The organism is Kosakonia sp. YIM B13571 (genome assembly GCF_042788095.1).
In the GTDB taxonomy this organism is placed as follows: domain Bacteria; phylum Pseudomonadota; class Gammaproteobacteria; order Enterobacterales; family Enterobacteriaceae; genus Kosakonia; species Kosakonia quasisacchari.
Window position 1 is genome coordinate 320,807 of sequence record NZ_JBHZPL010000003.1, and the last position, 15,496, is coordinate 336,302.

17 protein-coding genes are annotated in these 15,496 nt (G+C 53.5%); 4 read left to right on the top strand and 13 right to left on the bottom strand.

All coding sequences use genetic code 11. From position 1 onward, the window contains the following. Nucleotides 1–4 precede the first annotated feature (4 nt). The 9 genes from fliN to fliF form a co-directional block, all read right to left on the bottom strand. Nucleotides 5–421, bottom strand: a complete 417-nt coding sequence (gene fliN, locus ACFX4O_RS09950) for a flagellar motor switch protein FliN (protein WP_020454200.1) — start codon at nucleotides 419–421, stop codon at nucleotides 5–7. Next, complete coding sequence (fliM, locus tag ACFX4O_RS09955) at nucleotides 418–1,422, bottom strand: flagellar motor switch protein FliM (RefSeq protein ID WP_017458375.1); 1,005 nt, start codon at nucleotides 1,420–1,422, stop codon at nucleotides 418–420. The genes fliN and fliM overlap by 4 nt, the downstream gene beginning before the upstream one ends. Nucleotides 1,423–1,426: 4 nt before the next feature. Continuing rightward, on the bottom strand, nucleotides 1,427–1,894 hold the full coding sequence (gene fliL / locus ACFX4O_RS09960; protein WP_017458374.1) for a flagellar basal body-associated protein FliL: 468 nt from the start codon (nucleotides 1,892–1,894) through the stop codon (nucleotides 1,427–1,429). A 103-nt stretch (nucleotides 1,895–1,997) separates the two neighbouring features. Further along, nucleotides 1,998–3,272, bottom strand: a complete 1,275-nt coding sequence (fliK, locus tag ACFX4O_RS09965; protein ID WP_380208453.1) for a flagellar hook length control protein FliK — start codon at nucleotides 3,270–3,272, stop codon at nucleotides 1,998–2,000. Then, nucleotides 3,269–3,712: a flagellar export protein FliJ gene (fliJ, locus tag ACFX4O_RS09970; RefSeq protein ID WP_131412182.1), complete on the bottom strand. Its 444-nt coding sequence runs from the start codon at nucleotides 3,710–3,712 to the stop codon at nucleotides 3,269–3,271. Before fliJ ends, fliK begins: the two co-directional genes overlap by 4 nt. Nucleotides 3,713–3,731: 19 nt before the next feature. After that, complete coding sequence (fliI, locus tag ACFX4O_RS09975) at nucleotides 3,732–5,102, bottom strand: flagellar protein export ATPase FliI (RefSeq protein ID WP_131412184.1); 1,371 nt, start codon at nucleotides 5,100–5,102, stop codon at nucleotides 3,732–3,734. Continuing rightward, on the bottom strand, nucleotides 5,102–5,818 hold the full coding sequence (gene fliH / locus ACFX4O_RS09980) for a flagellar assembly protein FliH (RefSeq protein ID WP_131412186.1): 717 nt from the start codon (nucleotides 5,816–5,818) through the stop codon (nucleotides 5,102–5,104). Before fliH ends, fliI begins: the two co-directional genes overlap by 1 nt. Further along, nucleotides 5,811–6,809, bottom strand: a complete 999-nt coding sequence (gene fliG, locus ACFX4O_RS09985; protein ID WP_020454194.1) for a flagellar motor switch protein FliG — start codon at nucleotides 6,807–6,809, stop codon at nucleotides 5,811–5,813. The genes fliH and fliG overlap by 8 nt, the downstream gene beginning before the upstream one ends. Further along, a complete protein-coding gene (gene fliF, locus ACFX4O_RS09990) occupies nucleotides 6,799–8,499 on the bottom strand; it encodes a flagellar basal-body MS-ring/collar protein FliF (protein WP_131412188.1) in 1,701 nt (566 codons plus the stop codon). The genes fliG and fliF overlap by 11 nt, the downstream gene beginning before the upstream one ends. Nucleotides 8,500–8,724: 225 nt before the next feature. Between fliF and fliE the strand changes: the two genes are divergently transcribed. The 3 genes from fliE to ACFX4O_RS10005 all read left to right on the top strand — a co-directional run bounded on the left by fliE (nucleotide 8,725) and on the right by ACFX4O_RS10005 (nucleotide 10,729). Continuing rightward, nucleotides 8,725–9,036: a flagellar hook-basal body complex protein FliE gene (gene fliE, locus ACFX4O_RS09995; protein WP_017458367.1), complete on the top strand. Its 312-nt coding sequence runs from the start codon at nucleotides 8,725–8,727 to the stop codon at nucleotides 9,034–9,036. A gap of 218 nt (nucleotides 9,037–9,254) precedes the next feature. Beyond that, nucleotides 9,255–9,647: a VOC family protein gene (locus ACFX4O_RS10000; RefSeq protein ID WP_380208457.1), complete on the top strand. Its 393-nt coding sequence runs from the start codon at nucleotides 9,255–9,257 to the stop codon at nucleotides 9,645–9,647. A 185-nt stretch (nucleotides 9,648–9,832) separates the two neighbouring features. Then, on the top strand, nucleotides 9,833–10,729 hold the full coding sequence (locus ACFX4O_RS10005) for a diguanylate cyclase (protein WP_380208459.1): 897 nt from the start codon (nucleotides 9,833–9,835) through the stop codon (nucleotides 10,727–10,729). 145 nt (nucleotides 10,730–10,874) lie between these two features. Here ACFX4O_RS10005 and ACFX4O_RS10010 read toward each other — a convergent pair whose 3' ends face one another. The 3 genes from ACFX4O_RS10010 to yedE all read right to left on the bottom strand — a co-directional run bounded on the left by ACFX4O_RS10010 (nucleotide 10,875) and on the right by yedE (nucleotide 13,241). Continuing rightward, nucleotides 10,875–11,717, bottom strand: a complete 843-nt coding sequence (locus ACFX4O_RS10010; RefSeq protein ID WP_380208461.1) for a WcbI family polysaccharide biosynthesis putative acetyltransferase — start codon at nucleotides 11,715–11,717, stop codon at nucleotides 10,875–10,877. 88 nt (nucleotides 11,718–11,805) lie between these two features. Beyond that, the gene (gene yedF / locus ACFX4O_RS10015) at nucleotides 11,806–12,036 is read right to left on the bottom strand and encodes a sulfurtransferase-like selenium metabolism protein YedF (RefSeq protein ID WP_039058458.1); all 231 of its coding nucleotides are present in this window, start codon (nucleotides 12,034–12,036) and stop codon (nucleotides 11,806–11,808) included. Further along, complete coding sequence (yedE, locus tag ACFX4O_RS10020; protein ID WP_380208464.1) at nucleotides 12,033–13,241, bottom strand: selenium metabolism membrane protein YedE/FdhT; 1,209 nt, start codon at nucleotides 13,239–13,241, stop codon at nucleotides 12,033–12,035. The genes yedF and yedE overlap by 4 nt, the downstream gene beginning before the upstream one ends. A 192-nt stretch (nucleotides 13,242–13,433) precedes the next feature. On the opposite strand from yedE, the gene yedD reads away from it, so the two are divergent. Continuing rightward, nucleotides 13,434–13,844 (top strand): lipoprotein YedD, encoded by a 411-nt coding sequence (yedD, locus tag ACFX4O_RS10025; protein WP_131413625.1) that lies wholly within the window; start codon nucleotides 13,434–13,436, stop codon nucleotides 13,842–13,844. A gap of 40 nt (nucleotides 13,845–13,884) precedes the next feature. Here the strand turns inward: yedD and amyA are convergent, their stop codons facing one another. Beyond that, nucleotides 13,885–15,372, bottom strand: coding sequence for an alpha-amylase (amyA, locus tag ACFX4O_RS10030; protein ID WP_380208466.1), 1,488 nt, complete (start codon nucleotides 15,370–15,372; stop codon nucleotides 13,885–13,887). Nucleotides 15,373–15,496 lie beyond the last annotated feature (124 nt).

Sequence of the window (15,496 nt, forward strand, 5' to 3'; positions counted from 1 at the left end):
CGACTCAGCGGCTCAAACGGCGCATACGCTCGGAAGGGGTGATGATATCGGTGATACGTACGCCGTATTTATCCGCAACAACCACCACTTCACCTTGAGCAATCAGATAACCGTTGATCAGGATATCCAGCGGTTCGCCCGCCAGCCCGTCAAGTGCCACCACGGAACCCTGCGTTAAACGCAGCAGCTCTTTAATTGTCATACGCGTACGACCCAGTTCCACGGTCAGTTTGACCGGGATATCCATAATCAGGTCGATATCCTGGAGAGTGCCGCCAACATCACCACCGCCGAGTTGCTGGAACACGGCATCCGCCGCGCTTTTTGTCGCGGGAGTGGTTTTTTGTTCGTTCAACGCGTCAGCCCACAGATCGTCCAGTGCTCCGCTGTTCTCATCGGACGGATTGTTCATATCACTCATTTGGGCTGTTCCTCATTCAGCGAATTCAAAATCGGGTTTATCAAGTGCTCTACACGTAACGCATATTGTCCGTTGACCGTACCATACTGGCTCGTTAGCACCGGTACGCCATCCACATGAGCGATAATGCGATCGGGTTTATCAATCGGCAGCACATCACCGGGTTGGAGCTTAAGTATCTGCGACAGACGCAGGGGAATATCCGCGAAATTGGCAATCAAATTCAGTTCAGAGTGCTGAACCTGACGCACCAGGTTGTCACGCCAGTTCTGGTCTTCATTACGGGAGTTTTCCAGCGGCGGGTTAACCAGCGTTTCGCGTAGCGGTTCGATCATGCTAAACGGCAGACAGATATTGAACTCACCCGTCAGGTTGCCGATTTCAACATGGAACGGCGTGTTCACAACAATGTCGTTTGGCGATGTCGTGATGTTGGTGAATTTCACCTGCATCTCTGAACGCACATATTCCACATCAAGCGGGTGAATCGCCTTCCATGCATCGCTGTAGGCTTCAAGCGCCAGCTTCAGCATGCGGTTGATAACGCGCTGCTCAGTGTGTGTAAATTCACGGCCTTCCACTTTCGTTGGAAAACGCCCGTCGCCGCCGAACAAGTTATCCACGGCGATAAACACCAGGCTTGGCGAGAAAACAAACAGGCCGGTGCCGCGCAGTGGTTTCAGGTGGATCAAGTTAAGGTTGGTCGGAACGGGTAAGTTACGCGCAAACTCGTGATAAGGCTGGATGCGGATCGCGCCGACGGTGATATCCGGGCTACGACGCAGCAGGTTAAACAACCCCATACGGAACTGACGCGCAAAACGCTCATTGATGATCTCCAGCGCTTGCAGACGCTCACGCACCACGCGGCGCTGGGTATTGGGATCATAGGGGCGAATATCGCTATCGCCACCCATACCCGGTTGCGGATCATCACTCTTATCGCTGTCTCCGTTGAGCAGCGCATCGATTTCGGCCTGAGAAAGAATGCTATCGCCCATGTCTTTACCGCAAAATGAAAGCTGTATAAAGAACGTCAGTGACTTCCTGCTTCGGTTGTCCTGGCACTAACGGCGTTGCGATTGTCTCTTTAATCGCGGTAGCAAGGTTCTGCTTGCCTTCGTTGGTTGCAAGCTGTGCTGCGTCCTGACGTGAGAACAACATCAACAAGCGACTGCGTACTTCCGGTAGATATTCGCTAAGTCTGGCGCGCGTAGCGTCATCTTTCAGACGCAGTGTGATACCGACATACAACACACGGTCAGCATCGCCCAGATTCACTGTGAAGGTGTCGAGAGCGAAGAAAACCGGCGCAGGCGGAGGAGGCGCTTCCACTTTTGCGTTAGCCGCAGGTTTCTGTTGCATACGCCAGTAACTATAGCCAGCGGTGGCGCAAGCTGCGAGTGTGATTAACACCAGCAGCGGGATCCAGATAGAACGCTTACGTTTTTTGTTAATAGCGGAGTCAGTCATCTGTTACGGGCTTCCTGTTAGTACTGCTTATGAGCTGATTATCCCGTGTCCTGCTCCCGTCAAAGCGCGGAAAAGACGGGGATAATCATGCTACCTCTGGCGTTTAGGCAAAGATGTCGACTGCGCCGTTACCGCGAGCCGCAGATTGCAGGCTCGCCGGAGCGACTAACGCGTCGCCATCATCCGTGCCAAACAGATCGCCTGCGCCAGAACGCGAAGCCTGTTGCTGCTGCTGAGAGGCCTGTTGTTGCTGTTGCTGACCCGCAAAAGACTCACTGCTGATATTGCTCTGACCCAGTTGAATACCGCTTTCTGCAAGCGAGGTACGCAGCATCGGCAGCGCCGCTTCCAGTGCCTGGCGAACATGGCTGTGCGCCGAAACCATCTGCAACTGCGCCTGGTTATCTTCGAGCTTAATAGAGATCTGCACTTGACCCAGATCTTCTGGGTGCAGACGCAGCTCCGCGCTCTGCTGGCCCTGGCGGGTAAAGAGCGTGACATGCTGGCTGATATTCTGCTGCCACTCATGACTACCGAGCGGGGCGCTAATCACCGACGCGGCGACTGGCGTGCTGGCGTGCGCGGCACTGGCAGTGGTGGTCACCGGCGCGATGCTGGCGGTGGTATTGGTGGTTTGCAGCGCATTATCATTATCTTTCTTCACCGCCGCAGAAGAGGAGGCGAGTGCCGCCGTCTGCTGGGCATCATCCGCTACCTGGAACGGCGTGGTGCTGGTGGTGTTGTCATTTTTCGCACTGCCGCGCGGTAAGTCAGCATCGGTAGTCAGCGAATTGGTATTCAGTGCGCGGTTCGCCGCCCTGGCAACATCTACGCCGCTTGTGGTATTAGCCGGTTGTGCACTGGCGTTATTTAACTGCGCGGCTTGTTGATGCGGGAGCATCGCCATCAGCGCGCTTAAACCTGCCAGCTCTTCATCACTTAAATCGGTTTTGTTTTCGCTGTCACCGGCTTTAGCGGTTTTGCTCAACGCAGCCAGCACATCGGTTTTCGCCGCAGGCGTCAGGCCAGAAAACAGTTTTTGCACGTCAGCGTCGCTTGCTGCCGAAGCAATCAGATCGCTTTTCGCACTCTGGCGCGCCAGCAGTTCCGCCAGTTTTTGCGCCGGAGTCTGAGCCTGCGCCTCTTCGCCTGTGGCTGCCGTTGCCGCCAGGTTGCCTTTCGCCAGCTTGCCGCTCAGGGCGGCAGCTTGCAGATCGGCAAGCGTAATCGGCGCGTCGCTCTCCTGCCCTTGGCCGCCGGTCATTGCACCCGTCAGCAGAGCGAGGAAATCTTGTGCAGAATCGCCGCCGCTTTTGCCGGCTTGCACACCGGTGGTGGCATCGGATTCTGTCATTAACAGTTTTGACAAGTTGATCATTCTATTTTCCTCAGGGACGCGCGCTGTGCAAATTCATCCATTTTTTTCTGATCGAGACGGTTTTCCGCCAGTAACGCCGCGGCGCTTTGCCGCTCCTGCAATGTCTGCCAGGCCTGTAAGCGTTGTTTCTTTTCACGCCAGCTACCCAGGGCACTATCGACTTTTTCATTCCACTGCGCTAACTGCAGACGGTGCTGCTCAATCGCTTTTTCCAGCGTCTGAATAAATTGCTGATAATTCTGCCAGCGTTGGTTATCAATCCCCTGGCTCATGTTGTTATTCAGACTGCTGCGATACTCATGCTGATATTCAATCAGCATTTTTAATTGCTCTTCCGCTTGCTGGCAGCCGCGACGCATCTCACCCAGTTTCAGGGCGGCGTCGTCAACTTCTTTCTCTGCCAAATCCTTTAGCGTCGTTAATGCGCTGTTTTGCGTCATAAGTCAGCTCTCCACTACCTTAGACTGTCGGGAAGATCAGCTCTAATGCCTGTATTGAATCTTCCCACCCGGCACGTTCAAAAATGCCCTGCTGCAGGAAGGCTTCCAGGTGTGGCCACAATGTGATGGCTTTATCCAGCATTGGGTCGCTACCGCGCGCATATGCGCCAACACTGACCAGATCGCGGTTACGTTGGAAGCTCGACAGCAACTGTTTAAAGTTCCGGACTCTGGCGTAATGTTGTTCCGTAATTAACGCTGTCATCGCACGACTGATGGAGGCCTCAATGTCTATGGCCGGATAGTGACCGGCTTCCGCCAGGCGGCGGGACAAGACAATGTGTCCATCAAGAATTGCGCGTGCGGAGTCAGCGATCGGATCTTGCTGGTCATCCCCTTCGGTGAGAACGGTATAAAACGCGGTGATCGAACCGCCGCCGTGAATACCATTCCCCGCGCGTTCCACCAGCGCCGGTAATTTGGCGAAGACAGAAGGGGGATAGCCTTTCGTCGCTGGCGGTTCGCCAATGGCCAGCGCGATTTCACGCTGCGCCATGGCATAACGCGTCAGGGAGTCCATGATCAGAAGCACATGCTGACCGCGGTCACGGAAATCTTCAGCAATGCGCGTCGCGTACGCAGCGCCCTGCATACGCAATAAAGGAGAAACGTCTGCCGGGGCGGCAATGACCACCGAACGTGCGCGACCTTCCGCGCCAAGGATGTTCTCGATAAAATCTTTTACTTCGCGGCCACGTTCGCCAATCAGCCCGACGACGATAACGTCAGCCTGGGTATAACGGGCCATCATGCCTAACAACACGCTTTTACCGACGCCGGAACCAGCGAACAGACCCATACGCTGGCCACGACCAACGGTCAGCAGTGCGTTAATGGCGCGCACGCCGGTATCGAGCACATGCTCAATCGCCGTACGTTGTAAGGGGTTAAACGGCTGCGTGACCAGCGCGCCGGTTTCACCGGTTTCCGGTGCGGGCAGACCGTCGAGCGGCTTGCCGCCGCCATCCAGCACGCGGCCAAGCAGGGCAGGGCCGAGCGGCAGTTGTTTACTGCTTTGCAAACCATCACCTAACACGCTGCGGGCATAAACGCGTGCGCCAGGCAAAATACCTTCGACTTCTTCCAGCGGCATCAAAAACAGGCGCTGACCGTTGAAGCCCACCACTTCACATTCGACTTCGCGTGTTTCGACACCGTCCTGACGCTCAATAATGCAGGTCGCACCCAGCGGCAGTTGCAGGCCGGTCGCTTCCAGCACCAGACCTGTCGCGCGGGTCAGACGACCATAACGGCGCACAGAGGGCAGCTGCGCCATCTTGACTTCAAAGTTATCCAGCGTCGTTAGCCAGCGGGTCAAACGTGCGGTCATTAAACTACTCCCGGCGCCGCCAGACGGCACAGTTCTTGCCAGCGTGTTGCCACGCTGGCGTCGAGATCGCCTTCATCGGCGGACACTTTGCAACCGCCCGGATGCAGGGTCGGGTCGCCACGCAAACGCCAGCCGTGCAGGCTGAGGGTTGCGCCAAGCATCTCTTCCACGCGCTGCAAATCGTCCGGATGCACGCGCAACTGCGGTTTACCGCTGAACAGCGGCTCTTGCTGAATTAAATGTTGGATCTGCTTAATCAGCGCGCTGTTATCAACAACCGGCACCTGGCCTAACACCTGGCGTGCGGCCTCCAGCGCCATCTGCATCAGACGCGACGCGATAACGCTGTCCAGCGCATCCAGCGTGTACTGGAATTCGCTGACCAGTTGCTGCATGCGGGCATGTATCGGAGCCTGTTGCTGGCGCGCCTGGTTGAGGCCATCTTCGCGCCCTTGCGCCAGACCTTCCTGATAGCCGACGTCGTGACCCGCTTTGCGGCCTTCTGCCAGACCGGCGTTATAACCGGCGTCGTGTGCCTGCATCTGGATCTGCGCCAGTTGCTGTTGCAACTTCTGTTCTTGTGATATCTCGTCTTCTTCGCCGTCCGCCTCAGCGGCTGACGAGGACTCTTTCATCAGCAGGGGAGCGAACTCAGCCGCCAGCGGGAGAGCCAGATCATCCGGCGTCCAGATTTTCCACGGCAATTCATTAGACATAGGTATCCTCGCCGCTGCCAATTACCATCTCGCCGGTCTCCGCCAGACGGCGAACGATGAGCAGGATGGCTTTCTGTTCGTTTTCCACCTGAGACAGACGCACCGGCCCACGGTTGGCCAGGTCGTCGCGCAGGATATCTGCCGCACGCTGCGACATGTTGCGCAGGAACTTCTCGCGCAGCGGCTGCTCGGCGCCTTTGAGGGCAACCAGCAGGGATTCGGAATCCACTTCCTGCAGCAGGCGCTGGATGCTGCGGTCGTCCACATCCACCAGGTTTTCGAACAGGAACATCTCGTCGATAATTTTCTGTGCCAGCTCGCCGTCGAACTCGCGAACGGCGGTAATAACCGCTTCTTCCTGCTGCGTTTTCATCAGGTTGATGATTTCCGCTGCGGTTCTCACGCCGCCCATTTTGCTGCGCTTGAGATTCTGGCCGTCGAGCAGGTTGTTCAGCACTTCGGTCAGCTCCGCCAGTGCAGCAGGCTGTACGCCGCCGAAGGTGGCGATACGCAGCATCACATCGTGACGCATACGCTCATCAAACAGCGCAAGGATATCCGCCGCCTGAGAACGTTTGAGGTGCACAAGGATAGTGGCGATGATCTGCGGGTGTTCGTCGCGAATAAGGTCGGCGGCGCTCTGCGGCTCCATAAAGTTGAGCGTTTCGATGCCGCTGGTGGTATCGCGCGTTTCGAGAATATCTTCCAGCAGGCTTGAAGCACGCTCTTCGCCGAGGGCTTTTACCAGCACCGAACGCAGGTAATCGTTGGCGTTGATGTTCAGCGCCGCGAATTGTTCTGCTTCGTTCTCGAACTCCTGCAATACGTCCATCAGCTGTTTGTTGGAGATCTGACGTACGCTGGCCATCGCGGTACTCAAGTGCTGGACTTCGCGGGCGGAGAGGTGTTTGAACACCTCAGCCGCGCGATCTTCGCCAATGGTCATTAGCAGGATGACGCTTTTGTCCGTTCCGGAAAGATTATTGCTCATGTTCGTTACTCATCCACTGGCGAATGACCAGCGCCACGACGCGCGGATCGTTATCTGACATTTCGCGAATACGCTGGCTCATCACCTCGGCGCTCAGGCGCTGATTAGAGCGACGCTGCTGTTGCTGTTCGTCTTTGCTGAGGCGAACTTCCACGGATTCTTCGATTTCCGCGCGGGTTTGTTGCGCTTCCTGCAAGGCTTTCGCCTCTTCCTGGCGGCGTACCAGTTGCGGACGTACCGCTTTACGCCACAGCAGCCACGCGACGATGAGTACCAGCAACCAGCGACCTGCGGACATCAACTGCTCGATAAACGACTGCTGCTGCCAGAACGGGAGCTGACCACCGACATCATCCGTTGCGTTGAACGGCGAGTTGACGACGTTCAGGGTGTCACCGCGTTTCTCGGTGTAGCCCATCGCTTCACGGGTCAAATCTTCAATCTGTTTAATCTGGTCGGCTGTCAGGGCAGCGGTTTTGCCACCAGGCAGCGAACGGTAGTTGACCACCACCGCGACAGAAAGGCGCTCGATATCACCCACGTTCAATTTGGTGTGGCGAATCGTACGGTCAACTTCGTAGTTATTGGTTTCGTTATGGGTAGTGTTACGTGGCCCGGTAGTGGTGCTTGCCGTGCTCGTGGCTTGTTGACCCTGTGCATTTTGATTCTGCTGACCGTTCTGCTGATTGGCCGGCGGTGTGGTGATCGGCGCGGCATTTGCCGGAGCAGGCTGGTTCGACAGCGCACCCGGAACGCCGCCTGGATACTGGCCGCCAATCTGTTCGCTGCTATTTACCTGACGTGAACGCAGCACTGCCTGTGATGGATCGCCGCCGTTTGGCGTGTATTGCTCTTCCGTCTGCTCTTTATTCGCAAAGTCGAGTTTCGCCGTAACCTGCGCGTGAACGTTGCCGTTGCCAACGATAGGCCCAAGGATCGCTTCGATACGACGCTGGATACGGCCTTCAACGTCGGCAGTGTATTTCAGTTGTGCATCATTCAGATCGCGACCGGCAGCGCCGGATTGGGTCAGCAGACGACCGCTCTGATCGACAACGGTCACGTTGCCCGGCGGCAAACCTGCCACCGCACTGGAAACCAGGTGTACGACGGCACTGATCTGGCCGTCATCCAGCGCGCGTCCCGGTTGTAAATTCACCGTTACGGACGCGGAAGGGGATTTCTGCTCGCGCACGAACAGCGACGGTTTTGGCATCGCGAGGTGAACGCGTGCGCCTTTTACCGGGCCGAGTGCTTCGATGGTGCGGGCCAGTTCGCCTTCCAGCGCACGCTGGTAGTTCACTTGTTCGCTGAACTGGCTGATACCGAATTTTTCCTGATCCAGCAGTTCAAAACCCACAGCGCCGCCTTTCGGCAGACCCTGCTGAGCCAGTTTCAGGCGCAGTTCCTGGACTTTATCGGCGGGAACTTCAATAGCGCCACTACCGTCAGCAAAGCGGTAGGGGATGTTCATCTGCGTCAATTGGGTGACGATAGCGCCACCGTCCTGATCGGACAGGTTGCTATAAAGTGTGCGGTAGTCCGGGCTTTTCGCCCACAGTACCATCGCAACAACAATGGCAACCGCTGCTGCAGCGGCCACCATTAAAGGGATTTTGGGGTTCGCGCGTAAGCGGTTAAGCCACTCAAGAGATTTATTCTGCGGTGCAGTTGTTGCAGTCGCACTCATTGCGCACCTCGTAACTCTAGGTGGATGTTGTTATTTGAGTTGAGAAACAAAACAGACTCCCGGGTCGGCAAACTCGACAAATGTCCATTAACTGGCAGTGTCATTATTTGATGAATCTGAATTTTCTATGCCTCAAATAACCTGGTTTTTTGTCGCTATTTACCGCCATTATCCCATTGACAAGCTGTTAACCTTGTCAGGTATCAAACCATCCGGGGATTTACCATGGCTATACAGGGCATTGAAAGCGTCGTCAGTCAGCTGCAGGCAACTGCCGGGATTGCGCGTAATCAGAGCGTGGAAAGTGAACCGTCTATCAGCTTCGCCGGGCAACTGCATGCTGCGCTGGATCGCATTAGCGACACGCAAAACGCAGCGCGTACCCAGGCGGAAAAATTTACACTCGGTGAGCCGGGCGTAGCGCTGAACGACGTGATGACCGATTTGCAGAAATCATCGATCTCGTTGCAAATGGGCATTCAGGTACGTAACAAACTGGTTTCTGCATACCAGGACATCATGAACATGCAGGTGTAGTGAGCGTTGCTCACGCATGATCACGAATAATGGGAAGATAACCACCGCCTGGCGGTTATTTTCCCTTCTTTTCCATTTCGCGCGCTTTCCCTCCCGACCCTTTTTTCACTCTCACAGCCACCTTGCGTGGGCACAGACGATCACATCAACCATTGCCGTTACGGATAAAGTCACGCTTACCGTTTTCAACTGACAATATCCGAAGGAACAGATTACGCATGTTTGCTCATATGAGAATCGCCCGGCCCGTAACCGATCTTGAACTGACCTGCCGCATGTATTGCGAGGCGCTTGAACTGCGTAAGATTGCGTATTTCACCGATCACGATGGATTTAGCGGTGTGATGGTGGGACATCACTCTGTGCCCTGGCACATTGAATTCACCCTTTGTCATCACCATCCGGTTAAACCTGCTGCGACGGCAGAGGATTTGCTGGTGCTCTATTACCCGGACGCTGATGAGTGGGCTGCGCGCTGTGAAGCCATGCGTAAAGCCGGGTTTGTAGAAGTCATTTCGTTTAACCCTTACTGGGATGTTTCAGGCAAGAGCTGGCAGGATAATGACGGTTATCGTGTGGTGTTGCAAAACAGAGCATGGGTTACTGATTGAATGCGGTGAGTTTTATCATAAGCGTACTTTAAAATGTCCAGGAATAAGTAAGCGGGCGAACTCCGCTTTCGTAAATATTCCTTGTGACGAAATATCTGATTATTGCGCCGACTTTATTATATTGACATAAATATACATTTTGTTTTTTACACTGTAGCGCCTGTAACGCAGCGGTGAGGAATATCATGTATCGAAGTACGGAACAAATTGATAATATTCTTTTTGATCTCAATAAGGCAGTTGACGCGCATTATGATTGGTTAATCAATATGTTCGCCTCTGTGGTCAATAATAATATTGAACAGTCGCAAAGCATTAACGCGCATTCGCACCATCTGTGCCATTTTGGTCGCTGGCTGGATGGGCATCAACCAGCGAATCCGGAGGAATCCACCTGCCTTCAGGCGATTGATGCGACGCACACAAAAATGCATAACTGCGGTCGTGAATTGATGTGCATCATTAGAGACAAAAAAACAAATATTGATAAGTTTTCAGAATTTAAGCATCGGCTTGCGCTATTTTCTGCAGCGGTAACCGCCTATAAAACGTATTTGTTAAAGATGCGAGGTGGCGTTGATATATTAACTGGGTTGCCAGGTCGCCGAATGCTGGATGAAAGATTCGAACTGCAATTGAAAGAGGTCTCAGACCAGAATGTTTATATGCTGCTGCTTGATATCGATAGATTCAAGAATGTGAATGATACATACGGGCATCTGGTTGGCGATGAGGTTTTACGGGAGCTGGCGCAGCAACTGCGCGATCGGATCCGTGGGGGTGACACCGCCTACCGCTACGGCGGTGAGGAGTTCATCATTATTTTGCAGGCGCCTTCGGATAGAGAAGCGTGCCAGGCCGCGCTGCGCCTGTGTGAATCGGTTGCTGGCACAACCATTCATTGCGACGATAAAGCGCTTAACATTACGGTGACCATTGGCGTGACTCAGGCATGGGCAGGCGAGTCCATCGGCATCGTCGCGAAAAGAGCCGACGCGGCGATGTACCGAGGAAAACAGACCGGGCGCAATCGCTGTATGTTTATGGATGAAGGTGGTGAGATTCACCTTATTACCGACTAATACTTCGTTATCTCAGGTTTGATTTGTTTATATCACGTTCATTGCTTTAGGAAGGGTTCTGTCATCAACGGTGGTTGACTCTATTTTTAATCATAATAAAAAAGCCCTTGAAAGGGCTTTTTTATGGCAGAAAATGCTCGGCGAATTACAGATTTTGGTAGCGATCTTCCAGGCCGATATAGTAAGAAGAGTTGACCAGCGCTTGTTTAAGAGCATGCCGATTCTGGCTGTCAAAAAAGGCATAATTAATTTTACCGGCCAGCGCAAGTCCGGTCGGGCGCATCATATGATACGTGTTGTCGCCCGAGCCTATTTTCGGCGCAACATAATTTTTAAGCAGGTCATTACCTTGCAGATCGAAATTCTCGTTAATACCCAGCGATTTGTGATAAATCACCTGTAATAACAAACTCAAATTATAGTTATCCGGGTGACTTACCGTTGAGTAGCAATCTGGATTAGCGGAAAGCGTGCGGAAATACTCTTCTGAATAATCGAAGTAAAGTTTACCCTGTTGAAATAACGAGCGGTATTTCAACGCATCTTCTTTAAGCATAGTTGTTTGTTTTTCATTGGAAAAACTCACGGAATGGTACGCTTCTACTACGTTTTGAATACTCACATTGGTGAGATAAAGATGCAGCATGCGGTAATCGACGTAGACCATAAAATCAGGGATTTTATCTTTATAGTACCCGAGTTGTGGGGTTGAAACGCGGGATTCCATGGTCGGTAGCATGGTGATATCAAAGAATTGGCTTAAGGCCGCGGTTGAAAACGGGCCCCATTTTTCTGTGTGATGCTGCATAAAAATGAAATCACACTGTTCTAATTCGTGATAGAAGTTAATGAAGTCATTATTTTCGTTAAGTTTATAAATCGGCATATTGTAAATGCCATCGAACTTTCCTTCATGCAGCCCGCTGACGTTCATTATCAAATTTCCCAGAACTTCAAGTTGGCAATTACCAATTAATGCTAATTTCATTTTATAAACGCCCCCAGGCTCATGCATTTCGTCGTAATTACAGCGTCTAATTTTATCGTTAGCCTGGGGGCGGAGTACAGGTAAAACCTTATTTTTGTATCAAATAACGGATCGTCGGCCCATCTTGTTGAATATCCAGCACGGTATAGCCGTGATTACGCGCATCCAGCGGAATATTGTTAATAGATTGCGGGCAGTCGCTGATCACTTCCAGAATCTCGCCTTTTTGTAACTGCGGCATCGCTTCAAGCGTAGCAACGGCCGGATAAGGGCAGGGCTCGCCGCTCATATCAAGACGGTAATCGGGCACGATATTCATGCAGTCTCCTTAACGGTAGTCGCTGTGTTGGCGCGGCGGAAGAAACGTTTTTCCCACCCGACAACGAACAAGAATGCGGCCAGCAATAAAAGATAAGTGACCAGCAGGCCACCCAGCGGGCCGAAGGTATTCAACAGGTTGATTTTGTCCCAACTGGTGGCCAGCGCTGGTGATAAATCATCCCAGTAGTAGGCGAGGATCGTTGAGCCAATCACGTTTCCAAGCCCAACCCACCAGTAATGCACCTGGCCTTCCACCGCGCGGTACATCCAGCCGGTTTCACAGCCACCCGCCAGCACAATGCCAAAGCCGAACAGCAACCCGCCGAGCACAGCATTTGGGCCCGCCCACATAATTTTGGCTTCCATGCCCAGTTGGACATAGCTAAAGATGCCAATGGCGCTTGCCGCCATACCGAAAATAATGGCTTTCGCCATCATTGTGCGCCCGGTAATCCACATATCGCGGAAGGCCGAGGTAAAGCAGATTTGCGCACGTTCAATAAGCAGACCAAAACCGACACCAAACAGCATCGCCAGACCTAATTTCGGTTGATGCATTGCCGTCAGCAGCGCCCAACCTACCATGCCCACGAACACCAGCATCCCGATGCGAAAGCGGCGTTTTGCCTGGGCAGGTTTTTGCGTCAGCGGCGAGGCGGCTGAAACTTTTTGCATTTTGACCGGGATGCGAAACAGCGGCAGCAACGTGAAGCGTGCGCCAAACCACGAGCCAATAGCAGTGGCGATGGCAAAAAACCATGCGTGCAATGAGAACTGCGGAATACCGGTAAAGAACGCGGCGAGGTTACAGCCCATCGCCAGACGTGCGCCGAAACCAGCAATCATCCCGCCGATAATCGCCTGCATAATGCGGATACGGCTGTGCGGTAAACGCAGTTTGACGTTGTTCGCCCACAGCGCGGCGGCGAAACATCCGCCAAACATGCCGATGATCATCATGCCGTCGATACGGGTGAGCGGCGTGCCGTCGAGGTGGATCAATTTGAAGTAGCCCCACTCTTCGGTATGCACTCCCGCCAGCTGTAATAATTGACCGCCCCAGCGGGTAAATTCGCCGGTGACCGCCCAGAACGTGCCGGTGATACCAAAATAGTAAGTGGAGAGGATGCCCGCAGCGATAACCGCCGGGACGGGAGACCAGAACTTAATCAAAAAGCGGTCTTTGAACTGTTGCCATGACATAGAAATGAGCCTCTGAACTCAGAAGGAACGGGTAATGCAAAAGAACCCGGATAATACACGGGCGAGATGACAAGCTAACGTAAAAAAGGCGAAAAACCTGGTACAGATCAAACTTGGTGGCGGTGGGGGAAAGGGTGGCGATGATAATGCTTTAATGCCACAATATTTTTTTCTTCGCGAGCAGGATAAATAATGAAAAAGCGAGTGATTATTGGCGCGGCAATGCTGCTGAGCGGCTGCGTCCAGGTGGACAATTATGATGCGGTGGTGAAACAGCCCGCACCGGCAGATCTGGTGGGTTACTGGCAGTCATCCGGGCCGCAAAGCAGCCTGGTGAGCCCGGAAGCCATCGCCAGCCTTATCGTGACAAAAGAGGGGGATACGCTTGATTGCCGCCAGTGGCAGCGCGTGATTGCCGTTCCGGGTAAACTGATGCGTAATGGCGATAAGCTCTACAACGTGACGCAAAAACGCGATATTTACCGCCTTGAGCGCGAAGGTAACGCGCTGGAGTTTGATAGTCTGACATTGCAACGCGTCGATAAACCCACTGTTGAATGCCAGGACGCTTTAACAAAAGCCGGGCTGAAAGCCACGCATTAAATGTCACGCCGGGTCTGCATGCTGCCGCCCGGCGCACTTTTCATATTGCATCCTCAATGACCCACACGCTAACGCTACCGGCAGGGCAGGTGAATGTTCCTTCACCGTATTCATCGGTCGTGATGGTTTCCTCGCGGTTGCCAAGAAAATCCCGCCACACTTTGTTGGCGTAGTTTTTCCCCAGCATAAGCTGTTTTTCTCCCTCTTCACCATTGGACATCACCACCACGCAACCCGGCTCGCATTCGGTGCCGCTGCGGCTAAAGGCAATACAGTTTGGGTGATCAAACCACAGCGTTTGCACACCGTGGGCGAAACGCTGGCGGGCGAGAATCAATCGATCGAGCTTGTCAATAACGGGCATATCAACGTGATACATTTCGCCATCACCGCTGGTATCGTCGTAACTTGCGCCAAACAGATCGGGGTAAAACACTGACGGCACGCCATTTTCGCGCAGCAGGATCAGCGCATAGGCCAGCGGTTTGAACCAGGCTTCGACCGGCGCTTCGAGGGCTTGCAAGGGTTGCGTATCGTGGTTGGCAACCAGCGTTACCGCATGAAACGGATCGGCTTCGACCAGTGTGCCGGCGAAGATCTGGCGCATATCGTAATCGCGTCCCTGTTGTGACGCTTCGTGAAATTTCATATGCAACGGCGCGTCAAAGAGCATCGTTTTGCCCTCAACCTGACCAATATACTGTTGCAGCTTTTCCACTTCATGGGACCAGTATTCAGCAACAATAAACAGCGGTTTTGGCGCGACTTCCTGCACATGTTCGATCCACTCCTTATAGAACCAGGCCGGAATGTGTTTGACCGCATCCAGACGAAAACCGTCGCAGCGGGTTTGCTCCATAATCCAGCGCGCCCAGTATTTGATCTCTTCCGTCACGGCATGATTACGAAAATCGATATTGGCGCCCATCAGGTAGTCGAAATTGCCCAGCTCGTCGTCAACCTGGTCATTCCAGCCGTCGCCGGTATAGTCGTTAACGATTTTAAAAACGCCGTCTTCGCCCGGATTTTCGATATGATCGACGCCGCTAAAGCATTTGTAATCCCAGATAAAGCGCGAGTATTGCCCGGCGCGGGCAGGGAAGGTGAAGCGCGTCCAGGCTTCGCATTCAACCGCATTATCACTGATTTGCGTGCGATCTTGTTGATTGACCCGGTTCACGCGTACTGCTTCTTTTTCATCAGCGCCCATTTTGTGGTTCACCACCACATCCAGCAGCACGGCAATGCCGTTCGCCTGCAGCGCGTCTATCGCGGCGAGCAGCTGCGCTTTTTCACCGTATTTGGTGCCGACAGAGCCTTTCTGGTCAAACTCGCCTAAATCAAACAAATCGTAGCTGTCATACCCTACGGAGCCGCCGCCCGCAGCACCTTTGTACGCAGGCGGAAGCCAGGCCATATTGATGCCGATATCGTTCAGCATGCCTGCGCGCTCACGCAGTTCCGGCCAGAGTTTGCCGCCTTGTGGGGAGTACCAGTGAAACGTTTGCAACAGGGTGGGGTTTTTCATCTTCCGTGCTCCAGAATGAGACGTTGGAAGTATGGCTGAGATTTCAGAAACGACGAGCCGTCCGGCACATATCGGCGGAATTAGCTGTGTTGGGAGATAAGAAAGGGAAGATGAGTGAAAGCGA